At 72.3% G+C, this 15,608-nt stretch carries 15 protein-coding genes and 1 pseudogene; 9 read left to right on the top strand and 7 right to left on the bottom strand.

Features of this window, described 5'->3' with window-relative positions:
* Positions 1-16 precede the first annotated feature (16 nt).
* Positions 17-676, top strand: a complete 660-nt coding sequence (locus ACFWP3_RS32160; protein WP_384228080.1) for an NIPSNAP family protein — start codon at positions 17-19, stop codon at positions 674-676.
* Here ACFWP3_RS32160 and ACFWP3_RS32155 read toward each other — a convergent pair.
* Positions 655-1,005 (bottom strand): DUF2530 domain-containing protein, encoded by a 351-nt coding sequence (locus ACFWP3_RS32155; RefSeq protein WP_384228078.1) that lies wholly within the window; start codon positions 1,003-1,005, stop codon positions 655-657. The genes ACFWP3_RS32160 and ACFWP3_RS32155 overlap by 22 nt on opposite strands.
* A 156-nt stretch (positions 1,006-1,161) precedes the next feature.
* Between ACFWP3_RS32155 and ACFWP3_RS32150 the strand changes: the two genes are divergently transcribed.
* On the top strand, positions 1,162-2,622 hold the full coding sequence (locus tag ACFWP3_RS32150; RefSeq protein ID WP_384228076.1) for an NCS2 family permease: 1,461 nt from the start codon (positions 1,162-1,164) through the stop codon (positions 2,620-2,622).
* Positions 2,623-2,648: 26 nt separating this feature from the next.
* Here ACFWP3_RS32150 and ACFWP3_RS32145 read toward each other — a convergent pair whose 3' ends face one another.
* Complete coding sequence (locus ACFWP3_RS32145; RefSeq protein WP_030156886.1) at positions 2,649-2,831, bottom strand: hypothetical protein; 183 nt, start codon at positions 2,829-2,831, stop codon at positions 2,649-2,651.
* Between the two features lie 118 nt (positions 2,832-2,949).
* Here ACFWP3_RS32145 and ACFWP3_RS32140 point away from each other — a divergent pair, with 118 nt between their 5' ends.
* The 5 genes and pseudogenes from ACFWP3_RS32140 (at position 2,950) to ACFWP3_RS32120 (ending at position 7,020) form a co-directional block, all read left to right on the top strand.
* Positions 2,950-3,387, top strand: coding sequence for a MarR family transcriptional regulator (locus ACFWP3_RS32140; RefSeq protein WP_362303244.1), 438 nt, complete (start codon positions 2,950-2,952; stop codon positions 3,385-3,387).
* A gap of 25 nt (positions 3,388-3,412) precedes the next feature.
* Positions 3,413-4,753 carry an MFS transporter gene (locus ACFWP3_RS32135; RefSeq protein WP_384228073.1) on the top strand — a complete coding sequence of 447 codons (1,341 nt, stop codon included), beginning with the start codon at positions 3,413-3,415 and terminating at the stop codon, positions 4,751-4,753.
* A 212-nt stretch (positions 4,754-4,965) separates the two neighbouring features.
* Positions 4,966-5,517, top strand: coding sequence for an RNA 2',3'-cyclic phosphodiesterase (gene thpR, locus ACFWP3_RS32130; RefSeq protein WP_384228071.1), 552 nt, complete (start codon positions 4,966-4,968; stop codon positions 5,515-5,517).
* A gap of 13 nt (positions 5,518-5,530) precedes the next feature.
* Positions 5,531-5,833: pseudogene (locus ACFWP3_RS32125) on the top strand (amidinotransferase); the annotation flags it as partial.
* A 197-nt stretch (positions 5,834-6,030) separates the two neighbouring features.
* Positions 6,031-7,020: an aldo/keto reductase gene (locus tag ACFWP3_RS32120; RefSeq protein WP_384228069.1), complete on the top strand. Its 990-nt coding sequence runs from the start codon at positions 6,031-6,033 to the stop codon at positions 7,018-7,020.
* 47 nt (positions 7,021-7,067) lie between these two features.
* Here the strand turns inward: ACFWP3_RS32120 and ACFWP3_RS32115 are convergent, their stop codons facing one another.
* Entirely contained in the window at positions 7,068-9,212 is a 2,145-nt protein-coding gene (locus ACFWP3_RS32115) for an NACHT domain-containing protein (RefSeq protein ID WP_384228067.1), read from the bottom strand.
* 194 nt (positions 9,213-9,406) lie between these two features.
* A complete protein-coding gene (locus tag ACFWP3_RS32110) occupies positions 9,407-9,628 on the bottom strand; it encodes a hypothetical protein (protein WP_384228065.1) in 222 nt (73 codons plus the stop codon).
* Between the two features lie 667 nt (positions 9,629-10,295).
* Here ACFWP3_RS32110 and ACFWP3_RS32105 point away from each other — a divergent pair.
* Positions 10,296-10,586, top strand: a complete 291-nt coding sequence (locus tag ACFWP3_RS32105) for a hypothetical protein (RefSeq protein WP_384228063.1) — start codon at positions 10,296-10,298, stop codon at positions 10,584-10,586.
* On the opposite strand, the gene ACFWP3_RS32100 is transcribed toward ACFWP3_RS32105, so the two are convergent.
* Entirely contained in the window at positions 10,583-11,269 is a 687-nt protein-coding gene (locus ACFWP3_RS32100; protein ID WP_384228061.1) for a GDSL-type esterase/lipase family protein, read from the bottom strand. The genes ACFWP3_RS32105 and ACFWP3_RS32100 overlap by 4 nt on opposite strands.
* A 77-nt stretch (positions 11,270-11,346) precedes the next feature.
* On the opposite strand from ACFWP3_RS32100, the gene ACFWP3_RS32095 reads away from it, so the two are divergent.
* Positions 11,347-12,345, top strand: coding sequence for a WD40 repeat domain-containing protein (locus tag ACFWP3_RS32095; protein ID WP_384228059.1), 999 nt, complete (start codon positions 11,347-11,349; stop codon positions 12,343-12,345).
* Positions 12,346-12,352: 7 nt separating this feature from the next.
* Here the strand turns inward: ACFWP3_RS32095 and ACFWP3_RS32090 are convergent, their stop codons facing one another.
* Together ACFWP3_RS32090 and ACFWP3_RS32085 are read right to left on the bottom strand one after the other, a co-directional pair.
* Positions 12,353-13,657 carry a nitrate/sulfonate/bicarbonate ABC transporter ATP-binding protein gene (locus tag ACFWP3_RS32090; protein ID WP_384228057.1) on the bottom strand — a complete coding sequence of 435 codons (1,305 nt, stop codon included), beginning with the start codon at positions 13,655-13,657 and terminating at the stop codon, positions 12,353-12,355.
* A 10-nt stretch (positions 13,658-13,667) separates the two neighbouring features.
* Positions 13,668-15,410 carry an ABC transporter permease gene (locus ACFWP3_RS32085; RefSeq protein WP_384228055.1) on the bottom strand — a complete coding sequence of 581 codons (1,743 nt, stop codon included), beginning with the start codon at positions 15,408-15,410 and terminating at the stop codon, positions 13,668-13,670.
* Positions 15,411-15,608 lie beyond the last annotated feature (198 nt).

The following is a 15,608-nucleotide window of genomic DNA, read 5'->3' as shown; positions in this document are numbered from 1 at the left end:
TCCTACCCTCCGGGCCATGGACCTCATCGTCGAACTACGGCAGTACACCCTGCGGCCCGGCGCCCGCGACACGCTGATCGAACTCTTCGAGCGGGAGTTCGTCACCGGGCAGGAGGCGGCCGGCATCACCGTGGGCGGCCGCTTCCGGGACCTGGACGATCCGGACCGCTTCGTCTGGCTGCGCGGCTTCCCGGACATGGCGGCGCGCGAGCGGGCGCTCCGCGCCTTCTACGACGGGCCCGTCTGGCGGGCCCACCGGGAGGCGGCCAACGCGACCATGCTGGATTCGGACGACGTCCTGCTGCTGCGCGGTCCGGGCTTCCCCGCCTCAGACGCCTCAGACGCGGACGCCGCGGACGCCTCAGACGCCCCGGACACCGCCGGGCCGGTCTTCGCGACCGTCTGCCACCCGCTGGACGCGGAGGCCTTCGCCGGCCACTTCGAGCGGCGGCTGCGGCCGGCGCTCACCGCCATCGGGTCCGCGCCCCTGGCGGTGCACCGCACCGAGCACGCGGAGAACACCTTCCCGGCGCTGCCGGTGCGTACGGGCGAGGAGGTGCTGGTGTGGTTCACGGCCGGGGAGGCCGGGCCGCTGCCGGACCTGTCGGCCCATCTGCGTACGGCTCCGCGGCGGCTGCGGCTGGAGCCGGTGGCTCAGGCCCGGCCGGCCTGCTGATCCGGGCCGGCCGGGCCGGAGTGCCCGGCGTCTGCGGCGTGCCCGGTGTCTGCGGCGTCTGCGGCCGGGGCGGCAGCGGCAGCGGCGGCCGCGTGGCGCTTGAGGGCGGCGTCGCGGCCGCGGACGTACCAGATGCCGATCAGGCCGAGGAAGCCGCCGGCCGCGCAGGTCCAGACCCACCACAGCAGGTCGCGGTCGGAGAACCACCCGTAGAAGGGGAGCTGGACGACGAAGAGGACGAACCAGAGGATCGTGCCGCCGGTGATGGTGGCGACGACCGGACCCTCAAGGGGCTCGGGCGCCTCGTGCTTCGGAGTCCATTTCGCCATGCGGCAAGTCTAGGCGGGTGGCGGCTGCGGCTTTCAACGAGTGGGGGTACACCGGGGTCTACGCGCGGAGATGGACGCTCCTTTATTCATGTGTTCATACTGAAACGGTTTGGGCGTGGCCCATTTTCTTCGTATGAACCACCCAATGAGGACCGTATGAGCACCCCTGCCCCGGCCCCCGCCACCGCGGCCAGCGCCCCGGAACCCGGCCCTCGGGAGACCTCGGTCCTCGACCGCCACTTCCGCATCTCCGAGCGCGGCTCGACCATCGGCCGCGAGGTCCGCGGCGGCTTCGCCACCTTCTTCGCGATGGCCTACATCATCGTGCTGAACCCGATCATCCTGGGCAGCGCGAAGGACATGTACGGGCACCAGCTCGACGGCGGCCAGCTCGTCACCGCCACCGTCCTGACGGCCGCGTTCTCCACGCTCCTCATGGGCGTCATCGGCAACGTCCCGATCGCGCTCGCCGCCGGCCTCGGCGTCAACACGGTCGTCGCCCTCCAGCTCGCCCCGCGCATGAGCTGGGCCGACGCCATGGGCATGGTGGTGCTGGCGGGCTTCGTGGTGATGCTGCTGGTCGCCACCGGCCTGCGCGAGCGCGTCATGAACGCCGTCCCGCTGGGCCTGCGCAAGGGCATCGCCATCGGCATCGGCCTGTTCATCATGCTGATCGGCCTGGTCGACTCGGGCTTCGTCACCCGCATCCCCGACGCCGCGCACACCACCGTCCCGCTCCAGCTCGGCACGGGCGGCCACCTGCACGGCTGGCCCGTACTGATCTTCGTCATCGGCGTGCTGCTCACCCTGGCCCTGCTGATCCGCAAGACGCCGGGCGCGATCCTGATCTCCATCGTCGTGATGACGGTCGTCGCCCTCGCCGTCCAGCTCGTCGCCGGCCTGCCGGACGAGGCCTGGGGCCTGACCGTCCCCGAGTGGCCGGGCAATCCGGTGGCCGCGCCCGACTTCGGGCTCGTCGGCCAGGTGAGCCTGTTCGGCGGCTTCGAGAAGGTCGGGATGCTGACCGGCGTCCTGTTCGTCTTCACCGTGCTGCTGTCGTGCTTCTTCGACGCCATGGGCACGATCCTCGGCGTCGGCGACGAGGCGAAGCTGATCGACAAGAACGGCAACTTCCCCGGGATCAACCGGGTGCTGCTGATCGACGGCCTGGCCGTCGCCTCGGGCGGCGCGACCTCTTCCTCGGCCACCACCTGCTTCGTGGAGTCCACGGCCGGGGTCGGCGAGGGCGCCCGTACCGGCTTCGCGAACGTCGTGACCGGCGGCCTGTTCACCGTGGCCCTGTTCCTGACCCCGCTCGCCACGATGGTCCCGTCCCAGGCGGCCACCCCCGCCCTGGTCGCGGTCGGCTTCCTGATCCTGGCGGGCTCGGTGAAGGACATCGACTGGAGCGACTTCACCATCGCCGTCCCGGCCTTCCTGGCCATGGTGATGATGCCCTTCACGTACTCGATCACCAACGGCATCGGCATCGGCTTCGTGAGCTTCTGCGCGCTGCGGGCGGCGACCGGCCGGGGCCGTGAGGTCCCGGTGGCCATGTACGTCGTGTCGGCGGTGTTCGTCTTCTACTACGCGATGCCCGCCCTCGGCCTCACGTAGAGCTCGCGCGAGGGTCGCGCACGGGCTCAGGTCAGCCCGTAGAACTTCTCTGTCTCGTCGACGGCCGCCTTGAAGCGTTCGTCGAAGTCATCGCGGATGAGCGTCCGGACCACATAGTCCTGGACGCTCATTCCGCGTTTGGCGGCATGAGTCCGGAGCCTGTCGAGGAGCTCCCCGTCTATGCGCATGCTCAGCACATGTGTCCCCATGCCGAAAGAGTCGGGGCAGCGGGTACGGACGCGTGTCACTTTCCGCCGCCGGCTCACCCGTACGAGTGACGGCTGATCAGTGGTTTCTTTAGATAGAGTAATGAGTTACTCTAAATACATGCGTGACCTTACCCATGGCGACGACGCGGCCGCCGTGAACGACCTCCGCTCCGCCGTCATGCGGCTGGGCCGGCGCCTGAAACACCAGCGCGTCGACGAATCGCTGAGCCCGACCGAGATGTCGGTCCTCGGCACCCTCGCCCGCTGCGGCCAGGCCACACCCGGCGAGCTGGCCCGGCGGGAACACGTCCAGCCGCCCTCCATGACGCGCATCGTCGCGTTGCTGGAGGCCAAGGGCCTGGTCACGCTGGAACCGCACCCCGACGACCGCCGCCAGAAGGTGGTCCGCCAGACGGAGGAGGCCGAAGCAATGCTCGAAGAGAGCCGCCGCAAGCGCAACGCCTTCCTGGCCGGGCTCGCGGCCGAGCTGACCGAGGACGAATGGGCCAAGCTGCGCGAAGCCGCGCCCGTCCTGGAGAAGCTCGCGCACCTGTAGGAACGACGCCAGGAGGCGAAGGCTTTTGAGTACGGGAAACGGAGCAGACTCCGCACCCGGCGACATATCCACCCCCGACACCCCCCTCGCGGGCAAGAACTCCATGTTCAGCTCGCTGAAGATCCGGAACTACCGGCTCTTCGCGACCGGTCAGGTCGTCTCGAACACCGGCACCTGGATGCAGCGCATCGCCCAGGACTGGCTGGTCCTCTCCCTGACCGGCTCGGCCTCCGCCGTCGGCATCACCATCGCCCTGCAGTTCCTGCCGATGCTGATGTTCGGGCTCTACGGAGGCGTACTCGCCGACCGGCTGCCCAAGCGGCCGCTGCTCCTCACCACCCAGAGCGCGATGGGCCTCACCGGCATCGCGCTGGCCGCGCTCACCCTGGCCGGACACGTCCAGGTCTGGCACGTCTACCTCGCCGCCTTCGTCCTCGGCCTGGTCACCGTCGTCGACAACCCGGCCCGGCAGACCTTCGTGCCCGAGATGGTCGGCAAGGACCAGGTCGCCAACGCCGTCAGTCTGAATTCGGCCAACTTCCAGTCCGCGCGGCTGATCGGCCCGGCCATCGCCGGTGTGCTGATCACCGCGTTCGGCTCCGGCTGGGCCTTCCTGCTGAACGGACTGTCCTTCGCCGCGCCCATCGCCGGCCTGCTGATGATGCGCACGCACGAGCTGCACCCGGTCGAGCCGCGGCCCCGCGCCAAGGGGCAGCTGCGCGAAGGCCTGCGGTACGTCGCCGGGCGTCCGGAGCTGGTCTGGCCGATCGTCCTCGTCGGCTTCATCGGCACCTTCGGGTTCAACTTCCCGATCTGGCTGTCGGCGTACGTGAGCAACGTGTTCCACGGGGACGCGGGCACGTACGGGCTCTTCAACACCCTGATCGCGGCCGGCTCCCTCGCGGGCGCCCTGCTCGCCGCGCGGCGGGGGCACTCCCGGCTACGGCTGCTGGTGGCGGCGGCCGTGCTGTTCTCGGTGCTGCTGACCGTGACCGCCTTCGCGCCGGGCTTCTGGCTGTTCGCGGCGCTGCTCGTGCCGATCGGGATCTTCGGGCTGACGGTCAACGTGACGGCGAACTCCAGCGTGCAGATGGCCACCGACCCCGAGATGCGGGGGCGGGTCATGGCCCTGTTCATGATGGTCTTCACCGGCGGCACCCCGCTGGGGGCGCCGCTGCTGGGCTGGATCACGGACACCTACGGGGCGCGGATCGGGATGGCGTCGGGCGGGGTGATCTCGCTGCTGGCGTCCGTCGCCGTCGCGGTGGTCCTGGCCCGTGTCGGGAACCTCCGGCTCCGCGTCAACCGCCACGGAGTGGCGTTCGTCCCGGCGGCACGCGAGCCGGACCTGGTAACAGCGGCCTGACCCTCCGACCGGGGTCGCCCGACGGGTGCGGCCCGGCCTCCTGGGGCTCCGCCCCAGACCCCGCGCCTCAAACGCGGCGGGGCTGGATATGGCAGCTGCTCGTAGACGGCAGGGGGTACATCCAGCCTCGCCGGCGTTTGAGGCGCGGGGGTGCGGGGGCGGAGCCCCCGACGGCGGAGCCTGGGTCGGGCTGGGGCGCTAGGCTCCGCGGCATGAGACTGTTCGCAGCCGTGCTGCCGCCCGCCGCGGCCACGGCCGAGCTGGCCGCGGCCGTGCGCGGCGTCCGCGACGACCGGTTGACCTGGACCGGCGAAGCCGGCTGGCACTTCACGCTGGCCTTCATGGGCGAGGTACGCGACCAGGTGCTCCCCGACCTGCACGCCCGCCTGGCCAGGGCCGCGCACCGGACCGCGCCGTTCTCCCTGCGCCTGCACGGCTCCGGCCACTTCGGCGAGCGTGCGCTGTGGATCGGCGCGGCCGGGGACCTCGACGGGATGCGGCTGCTCGCGGAGCGGGCCGACGCCGCCGCCCGGCGGGCCGGGGTGCCCATGGAGCAGCACCGCCGCTACACCCCGCACCTCACCCTCGCCCGGTCCCGCGAAGGCGCCCCCCTGCGGCCCTACCTCGACGCCCTCGCGGACTTCGAGGGCACGCCGTGGCGGGCTGGCACCCTGAGCCTCGTGCGCAGCAACCTGCCGGTCGGCGGGGTTCCCGGCGAGCAGCCGCGCTACGAGACCGTCGGGGCCTGGCCGCTGGAGGGCTGACGGCGGCGACGGGACCGCGCTCGCCGTGCTCTCGGACGAGGAGGTCATGTACTACCCGGCCGCGTTCTCCGAGGGGAGCCGGTCCGTGCTGCGCACCCTGTTTCCCGATGCGATCCTCGCCACCGCCGAGGACGCCGCCGTCTTCGGGCTCAACGCCTTCTCCGACGGCCGCCACGTCCTGCTGCCGGAGGCCGCCGCCGGCCTGAAGGCCCAGCTCAGCGCCCGCGGCTTCGAGCCGATCGGGGTCGACCTGTCCGAGCTGCTCAAGGCGGGCGGCAGCGTCAAGTGCTGCACGCTGGAGCTGCGCGGGCTGTGACCGGGCCGGGGAACGGGGAGTGCGCGTACGGGACGGGGCTGCGGCCGCGTTAGGCTCGACGGGTGGATCCCAAGACCAGAAACCGTGTCATGGCCGGTGTGCTCGTGCTGATGTTCGTCGTCGTCGCCGTCGCGGCCGCCGTGGGGCAGTAGCGCGCCCTTGCTTCGAGTGGACTCGAAGCAGTTGGCTTGGGGCTCATGAAGTACACGCAGCTCGGACGCACCGGACTCAAGGTCAGCCGACTCGTTCTCGGCACGATGAACTTCGGTCCGCAGACAGACGAACCCACCAGCCACCGCATCCTGGACGACGCCCTCGCCGCAGGCCTGAACTTCGTCGACACCGCCAACGTCTACGGCTGGGGTGAGAACAAGGGCCGCACCGAGGAGATCATCGGCACCTGGTTCGCCCAGGGCGGCGGCCGCCGGGACAAGACCGTCCTCGCCACCAAGGTGTACGGGAACATGGCCGGCGACGGCGACCCGTGGCCCAACCACGACCGGCTGTCGGCGCTGAACATCCGGCGGGCCGTCGAGGCGAGCCTGAAGCGGCTCCAGACCGACCACATCGACCTGTACCAGTTCCACCACATCGACCGCCGGACCCCCTTCGAGGAGATCTGGCAGGCCGTCGACGTACTGATCCAGCAGGGCAAGATCCTGTACGCGGGGTCGTCGAACTTCCCCGGCTACAAGATCGCCCAGGCGAACGAGACCGCCGCCCGGCGCGGCTCGGTCGGGCTGGTCAGCGAGCAGTGCCTCTACAACCTCGCCGAGCGGCGCGCCGAGATGGAGGTCATCCCGGCCGCGCAGGAGTACGGGCTCGGGGTCATCCCGTGGTCCCCGCTGCACGGCGGCCTGCTGGGCGGGGTCATCAAGAAGGAGGTCGACGGCGGGCGCCGGGCTTCCGGACGGTCGGCGGACGCACTGGCCAACACCGCGGTACGGGCGCAGGTGCAGGCGTACGAGGACCTCCTCGACAAGCACGGCCTGGAACCCGGCGAGACGGCGCTGGCCTGGCTGCTGACCCGGCCGGGGGTGACGGGCCCCATCGTCGGCCCGCGCACCGCCGAGCAGCTCGCCAGTGCCCTGCGCGCGCTGGAGCTGGAGCTGGGCGAGGAGGTCCTGGCCGGCCTGGACGAGATCTTCCCCGGCCCGGGTCCGTCCCCCGAGGCCTTCGCCTGGTGATCGAGTAGTACCCCGGCCGCCGCCCCCGATCCGGAGCGGCGGCCCTCTCACGGCAGGGGCGTGACGCGGGGCAGCAGGTCCTCGGCGGTGGTGTCCAGGTGCAGTTGGATCAGGCGGTGCGGGAAGAAGAACCCGCTGTCCGTACGGAAGAGCAGGATGCGCTGCTCGGCGGAGTACAGGAACCGCCGGTAGCGGTAGGGGGTGCGCCCCCGGTGGGCGAGGACGGCGCGGATCGTCCAGTGGCGTACGACGGCCAGTCCGCCGTAGCGGAAGCCCCGCACCACGGCGAAGAGCATCCCCAGCAGGGCCGCGACGAAGCCGGCGCGGCGCAGGTCCGGTTCGGGTGAGCCGAGCCCGATGAGCGCGGTCAGGAGCACGGCGGCCAGGGCGAGTCCCGCGAACCCGTGGACCAGGGAGAAGCGGACCGTGCGGCGGACGCCCTCGTTGGGCCGGGGGCGCCGGTCCTGGAGCGAGGGTTCGAACTGGTTGCCCGCGAGGTAGAGGACGCCCAGCGCGAAGGCCGCGGCCGGGGCGATCCAGTCGGGGTCCGGGCAGAGCAGGTGGACGACGTAGCCGACCAGGGTCTGGACGCTGAGCCACACGAAGACCGACAGGGCAAGGCGCTTCAGGGGGAACGCGCCCGGCGAGAACACCGCCCGCTCGCGCCGCCGCCAGGTCCACCGCAGCTGCTCCACGGGGGAGAACACGTCGGTGAGGGCGCCTTCCATCTGGGCGGCCATCACCCACAGGTAGGAGAGCACCACCACGACGGGCCCCGGTCCCGTCAGGTCGACGCCGGTCAGCAGCAGGCAGAACAGGATGACCACCATCGTCGTGACGTTGTTCCGCATGGGGATCCACAGGGCCCCGCGCTGCCCGCGCGCGTCCCGGCCCGCGCGCTCCGGCGTCCGCAGGTAGTGCTCCTCCGACCGGAAGGCCTGCGCCGCGGTGTTGCACACCATGGCCAGGGCCACGGCCACGGCGCCCGGCACGCTCGTGTGCAGCACCCCGGCCCGGTCAGCCGCCGCCAGCCACAGCACGGATACGGCGAGGGAGCCGGCGGCCATGGTGACGGTCGGGACGACCTTCGGCAGGATCCCCTCCCGGCGGGACAGCCAGCTCAGGTCCAGCCGGTCCAGGTACAGGACGTGCTCACCGCGTGCGGTGAGCGTCCGGGCCAGCCAGGTCAGCCAGGTCAGCGTCCGCTCCGGGGCGTCGTCCCGGCGCGGGCGCTCGCGCCGAAGGCACTCCTTCACGTAGGCGTCGAAGATCCGGCTGCGGCGGTCGGCGGTACTGCCCCCGCGGCGCAGGTCGTCCGCCGGCCGGTTGGCGTACGCGACGCGGATGACGTGGAGCATCATCGGCGACTGGAGCAGCGGCCACAGGTCCTGGTTCTCCTCCAGCGCCGCGTGCACGTCGGCGAGGGCCGCCTTGTCGGCGTTGAGGAAGGCCTGGACGTCCTGCCGGGTCGGCGGCTGGATCTCCACGTACCGCAGCGCCCGCAGGCCGCGGGCGAGGCGCCGCAGGTCGCCCTCGTCCGTCCGGCAGCCGACGGCCATGCCCGGGCACAGCTCGCGCAGGCGCAGCAACTCCCTGACGCACTTGGGCCGGTCCGCCTCCGGTACCTCGTCCAGTCCGTCCAGCACCGGCAGCAGCAGGTGCTCGTCGAGCCAGCTGCGCACAAGCACGCGCGAGACGCCCTGGAACCTGCTCATCACGGTGGCCAGCCATTCCTCGATCGGCTCGCCGCGGTAGCTGTCGAGGCGCAGGTAGACCGGGATGTACGCCGGGTCCGTGCCGTCGCCCCCGGCCAGCGCCTCCTCGGCCAGCCGGTGGGCGAGCAGGGCGAGCTGCGTGGTCTTGCCCATGCCCGGCCTGCCCAGCACCACCAGCTCGTCCATGGCCCCGTAGAGCGCGCGGACGCTGCTCACCTCGGTCGGCACCGGTACGAGCTCGGCCCGCCGCTGCGTGCGGCCGCGGCGCCTGCTCCCGGAGTCCTGCTCCGGCGGCTCCTCGAGGATCACGAACCGGGGCTCCAGGTAGTGGTGGGCCTCGGCGCGCCCGAGGTCTTCGGCGACCCGCCCCATGACCTGCTTGATCAGCCGGCGCCGCATGCGGACCGCGCGGCGGTCCCTGCGGGCGCGCACCGGGAAGGCGAACAGGGCCGTCACCCAGGCGAGGAGGGCGCGCACGAGGCGGCGGAGGGGGTAGCGGCGCAGGGCGGCGCCGGGGTCGGATCGGAACTGCGCCGGGCCGCCGACGGCGGGCTGCCAGGGGCTTGAGGGGTGCCCGGGGCTTAGGGGATGCCCGGTGCTTACGGGGTGCCCGGGACTTACCCGGTGCCCGGGGCTTAGGGGGTGCCCGGGGCTTACCGGGTGCCCGGGGCTTACGGGACCCCTGGGACCCCCGGGACTCCCAGGACTCTCGGGCCCTCCGGGACTCCCGGGGCCTCCAAGGCCTGCGGGGCCTCCGGGGCCTCCGGGGCTGCCAGGGCCTCCGGGGCCCCCAAGGCCTCCAGGACTCCCGGGGCCTCCAGGGCTGCCAGGGCCTCCGGGACTCCCGGGGCCTCCAGGGCTGCCAGGGCCTGCGGGGCCTCCAGGGCTGCCAAGGCTCCCGGGAGCTCCAGGGCTCCCTGGGCCTTCGTCCGCGACCCCGGGCAGCGGTGGCGGCTCCGGTTCCGTGGTCGGCTGCTGCCGGGCCTGCGCCCGGTGCCAGCGCGGTTCCCACGCACCGGGGTCCCCGCCCAGCGCCCCGACGATCGAGCGGAACGCGGTCAGGCCCGGGCGCCGCTTGCCGGAGAACGCCTCCGAGACGTAGCCGGGGCTGAGGTGTGCCGCGTCGGCCAGCGCCCTGACCGTGGGGCGGTCTGCCGGTGCCAGCTCCAGGTAGAGCTCGTCGTGGACGCGGAGCATGAGCGCCGCCCACGACCTCAACTCCGGTTCCGCCGCCTCCGGATCAGGGCGCTGCGGGCCCTTCGGACGGAATCCCCCCGCTCCTGCCATTCGCTCTCCCCGTTCGTCGCCGGTTCATTCGCGTTCGCCGTTCACCGTCGCCCGAAACCCCTGGTCAGGGGCTTGCGGCGGGCGTAGAAACGTTCTCGGCGGGGGTCGCCGCCGGCGCTGTCGCCGGGGTGCTCCGCCTCCGCCGCCGCCTCTGCCCGGAGCACCATCTTGGCCAGCCGGGCGGCGCTTGTACGGCCAACCGCCGGGTTCGGCCCGCTTGTTGGCGGATCCGCCGAAGTCCCCCTGCCCGCCCGTCCTTCGAGGAGTTCAACGATGACCGCAGCACGCCTTCTCGCCTCCCTCGGCGGCCTGTTGACGGCCGTACTGGGCGTCGTGGCCGAAGCACCCTGGTGGGTGGCCGTCGCCCTGCTGTTCGCCGTCCTGCTGGTCCTGCGGGCCGAGGCGCTCGTCAACGCCCGCAACGAAGCGCGCCGCGGGCTGCACGAGGACCGGCTCCTGGGCGAGGTCTCCGGAAAGCAGGCCCTGGACTACCTGAGGGAGATCAGGCGGGCCCAGCAGCCGGCCGCGGGCAACGACCCGGGCACGGATCCGGAAGCCGGCTAGTCCCGCGGCCGGTAGGGGCCGCCGATGCCCCAGGCCTGGTGGAGGACCGCCGCGAACTCGCCCGCCAGGCGGTGCTCCCCCGAGGCGTTGGGGTGGGTGCCGTCGTAGGTGTCGCGGTGGATGTCGTACGCCTCCGGGCGCGCGCCCAGCAGGATCGGCGAGGCGGCGGTGGTCAGATCGGCCACCGCTTTCGCCAGGAGCTCGTTGAAGCGGGTCACCTCGGCCGCGAAGGGGGCGTCCTCCTCGGCGCGGATGTTCGGGATCACCGGGAGCAGCACCATCCGGATACCGGGGCGGGCCTCGCGGGCGGCCGCGACGAACCGGCGGACGTTGGCGGCGGTGTCGTCGGCGCGGGTGTAGAAGCCGAGGTCGATCAGGCCGAGGGAGACCAGCAGGACGTCGGCGCGGCCCGCGCGGGCGGCGGGCCCGATCAGGGGGGCCATGTGCTGCCAGCCCTCGCCCCAGCCGGCCAGGTGGCGGCGGGCGTCCGGCGGGAAGCCGGGGTCGGCGTAGGCGTGGCTGGTGGGCGCGTCGGCGGCGGTGTCGTACAGCTCGCTGCGCGGGCCGACTATCGCGTACGGCCCGCCGGGGGTGGAGCCCAGGTGCTGCCACATCCGGTAGCGCCAGGTGTAGTCGCCGGCGCGTCCGATGGTCATGGAGTCGCCGACGAACATGAAACGCATCCGGTCATCATCGCGGATCACCCGACCCGAGCCCCTGTGATGCCGGACACGCCGGAGCGGGCTGGCAGGCTGGGGGCATGCGCCTGCTGCCGTTGTCGTCCGCCTCCGCCGTCGTGGTACTTGCCCTGCTGCCGTCGTCGTCCGCTCTCGCGGCCGGGCCGGAGGGTGCCGGGGCGTCCTCGTTCACCATCTCCGATCCGCGGATCAAGGAGTCGAGCGGTCTGGCGGCGAGCCGGCTGCACCCGGGCGTGTACTGGACGCACAACGACAGCGACGACGGCCCGTACGTCTACGCGGTGGACTCGGCGACCGGCAAGACGGTGGCGCGGATCACGCTGACGGGGATCGGGCGGCCGCGGGACGTCGAGGCGATCTCGCTGGGGCCGGACGGGCAGCTGTACGTCGGTGACATCGGGGACAACAAGGACGGCACCTGGGACCACGTGTGGATCTACCGGTTCCCCGAGCCGAAGGTCCTGGGCGATGCCACGGTCAAGGCCGCGCAGTTCACCGTGAAGTACGCGGACGGGCCGCGGAACGCGGAGGCGCTGATGGTGCATCCGGTGACGGGGCGGGTGTACATCGCGAGCAAGCACGAGAGCACGGGCGGGCTGTACGAGGGCCCGGAACGCCTGTCCGCGAGCGGGCCGAACGTGTTCCGGCGGGTCGCGGACGTGCCGTGGGTGACGGACGGGGCCTTCTCCCCCGACGGGAGCCGGCTGGCCCTGCGGGGCTACTTCACGGCCCGTACGTACGCCTGGAAGGACGGACGGACGGAGGGCGAGGGCGAGCGGGCGGACGCGCCGTGGCAGGGGCAGGCGGAGTCGGTGACGTACGCGGCGGACGGGTCGGCGCTGATGTTCGGGTCGGAGGGCGGGACCAGCCGCGTCGTCGCGGTCCCGCTGGCCGCCGCGACCGCCTCGCCGGCGCCGCCGAAGCCGGGCTCCCCGCCGGAGGCCGCCCCCTCGCCGGAGCCGACGGGCAGCTTCGGCAAGGGAGCCCTCGTCCTGGCGGGAGCCCTGGCCCTGACCTTCGCCGCGAAACGACTGTTCCGCCGACGGCGCTCGACCCACTAGCCCGCGGCTACGACCGGTGCCGGGCCTCCTCGTCCAGCCGGTATTCCCCGGCGTCCGCGTGGTAGCCGTACAGCTCCCCGTAGCGGCCCCAGTCCGTGGCCGTCTCCAGCTGCTGCTCCACCTGTTCGCTCGTGTAGTGGTGCGACAGCAGGTCTCGGAAGAAGCCGGCCCGCTGCCGTGCCCCGCGCGAGCGGCGCAGGGTGGTGTCGATCAGGCGGACCAGCGGGACCTCGCGGGCGCCTTCCGCGAAGAGCTTCTTCGACTCCTGTACGTCGGCCCCCGCGAAGGCGGTGCCGCGCGGGGTCAGGACCAGGTGCAGATCGCGGACCTCGGCCAGGCCCAGCAGCTCCAGCCCGTCCACCAGGGGCAGTACGTCGTCCACCTCCAGGCCCAGCTCGTCGGCCAGGTCCGCAAGATCCTCGCGGCCGGTGCCGCGCTGGAGGACGATCTCGGCCAGGCCCGCCATGCCGTCGACGCTGGCCTCCGGCAGCGGGGTGTTGGCCGGGGTCCGCTTGGCGGGCGGCGGGGCGGCCGGGGTCTTCGCGGCGCGGCCGGTCATCACCGCGTACACGGCGTCCACGACCTCCTCGAACTCGGCCGCGTCCCGGTCGCGGGGCCGGGCCAGGCCGACGGCGAAGGTCTCCTTGATGGTGCCGTAGGGCCGCGAGCCGAGGACGACGACCCGGTCGGCCATCAGCACCGCCTCCTCGATGTTGTGGGTGACCAGCACCACCGCCTTGGCGGGGAAGCGGCCGGAGGCCCACAGCTCCATCAGCTCGCCGCGCAGGTTCTCCGCCGTCAGCACGTCCAGCGCCGAGAACGGCTCGTCCATCATCAGCACGTCGGGGTCGACGACGAGGGCCCGGGCGAAGCCGACGCGCTGGCGCATCCCGCCGCTGAGCTCCTTGGGGTACGCCGACTCGAAGCCGTCCAGGCCGATCAGGTCGATGGCCAGGGTGGCCTGCCGGGCGCGTTCCTCGCGGTCCACGCCCTTGGCCTCCAGGCCCAGTTCCACGTTCTGCTGCACGGTCAGCCACGGCATCAGGGCGAAGGTCTGGAAGACCATCGCCGTGCCCGGGTTGGCGCCGCGCAGCTCCTCGCCCCGGTAGGTGACGGAGCCGGAGCTGGCGGGGATCAGGCCGGCCAGGCAGCGCAGCAGGGTGGACTTGCCGCTGCCCGACTTGCCGAGGAGGGCGACGATCTCTCCCTCGCGGATCTCCAGGTCGATGCCGCCGAGTACGGGCAGTTCGCCGTCGGCGCCCGCGTAGGACTTGGTGAGCGCGGCGGCCTTGAGGATCACGGTCTCGGTCAACGGTGGTTCCTCACATCGAGTAGCGGCGGTCGGCGAGCCGGTACAGGGGCCGCCAGAACAGCCGGTTGAGCCCGACGACGTACAGGCTCATGACGGCGATCCCGGCGATGAGCTTCGGGAAGTTCCCGTCCTCGGTGGCGTGGAAGATGTACGCGCCGAGGCCGGTGGCGGTCAGGGTGGTTCCGGCGAAGGTGACGACCTCGCCGACGATCGAGGCGTTCCAGGCGCCGCCGGAGGCGGTGATGCCGCCGGTGACGTACGCGGGGAAGACAGCGGGGAGGATCAGCCGCTTCCAGCGCTGGATCCCGCGCACGCCGAGGTCGTCCATGGCCTCCTTGAGGTCGGAGGGGATGGCCATGGCCCCGGCGATGGCGTTGAAGAGGATGTACCACTGGGCGCCGAGCGCCATGAGCAGGACGCAGCCGATGTTGATGTCGAGGCCCGTCTTGAGGAAGAACCAGACGGCGACGGGGAAGAGCAGGTTGGCGGGGAAGCTTGCCAGGACCTGCACGACGGGCTGGGCGGTCTTGGTGAGGGAGGGCGAGGAGCCGATCCACACGCCGACGGGCACCCACACGACGGTCGCGGCGACGACGAGGACCACGACCCGCAGGAAGGTGATCAGGCCGAGGTAGAGCGGTTCGCCGAAGACGCCGAGGCCGGTGGTGTCCTGGAGGTAGCGCAGGAGGTCGTAGAGCCCCCAGAGGATCACGGCGGCGGCCAGCACGCCGAAGACGACGTCGCCGGTGCGGCGGCGTACGGGGTCCACGGCCAGGGCCCGGTCGTCGCGGCCGAGGACGCGGGCGGCGCGGGCGGTGGCCTCGCGGCCGGGGGCGGTGGCCCGGCCGAGGAGGCCGGGCCACTGGGAGCGGCGCAGGAAGTCGAGTACGTAGCTGCGCTGGACGTCGCTCGCCTCGGACTGCTCGTTCTTGAACTTCTCGGCCCAGGCGGTGAGGGGGCGCCAGAAGAGGAAGTTGACGGTGACGATGGTGACGGTCATGGCGAGGATGACCCAGCCGACCTTGCCGAGGTCCCCCTCGCCGATGGCCGTGCCGGCGTAGCTGCCCAGTCCGGGGACGGCGTAGTCGTGGCCGGAGACGCTGACGGCCTCGGAGGCGACGAGCATGAACCAGCCGCCGGCGAAGCTCATCATGCCGTTCCAGACGAGGTCGATGACCCCGGCCGGGACCTCGATGCGCCAGAAGCGCATCCAGCGGGTGAAGCCGAACGAGCGGGAGACCTCGTCGAGTTCGCGGGGCAGCGAGGTGAGGGTCGCGTAGAACCCGAAGGTCATGTTCCAGGCCTGCGAGGTGAAGATGGCGAAGACGACGGCGCATTCGAGGCCGAGCAGCGAGCCGGGGAACAGGGCGACGAAGAACGTCACGAGGACGGAGAGGAAGCCGAGGACGGGGACGGACTGGAGGATGTCCAGGGCCGGGATCAGGATCCGTTCGAGACGCCGGCTGCGGGCGGCGGCGTACGCGTACGCGAAGGTGAAGACGACCGAGGCGAACAGCGCGATGAACATGCGCAGGACGCTGCGGGCGGCGTAGTACGGGAGGCGGGCGGGGTCGGTGTCGACGTCGGGGACGTCGGCGGGGTCGAAGTTGACGGTGGTGCCCTTGCCGACCTGGAGCACGAGGTAGAAGAGCACCAGCACCGCTGCGGCCACGGCGAAGTCCACCCACGTCAGGCGGCCCTTCGCGGGGGCGGCCTGACCGGTGTGCGGCGTGTCGGGTCGCGCGGTCTCCATCCCGCCCAGCGGAACACGGCCCCTCCCCGGCCGCCGCCCGAGCCACCCAACCGGGGGTACCCGCCGGGGCTCCGGCCGCCGGTCCGCTGCTGGGGCTCCGCCCCAGACCCCTTACGGCGCTCCGCGCCCGCGCCTCAAACGCCGGCGGGGCTGGATTTGGCTGATCCCGTCCGCCAAGTGCCGGGCACAATCCAGCCC

Source organism: Streptomyces sp. NPDC058525 (genome assembly GCF_042719495.1).
Taxonomy (GTDB): domain Bacteria; phylum Actinomycetota; class Actinomycetes; order Streptomycetales; family Streptomycetaceae; genus Streptomyces.
Note: the sequence above shows the minus strand (reverse complement) of the source record. Positions and strands in the feature narration are given on the sequence as shown.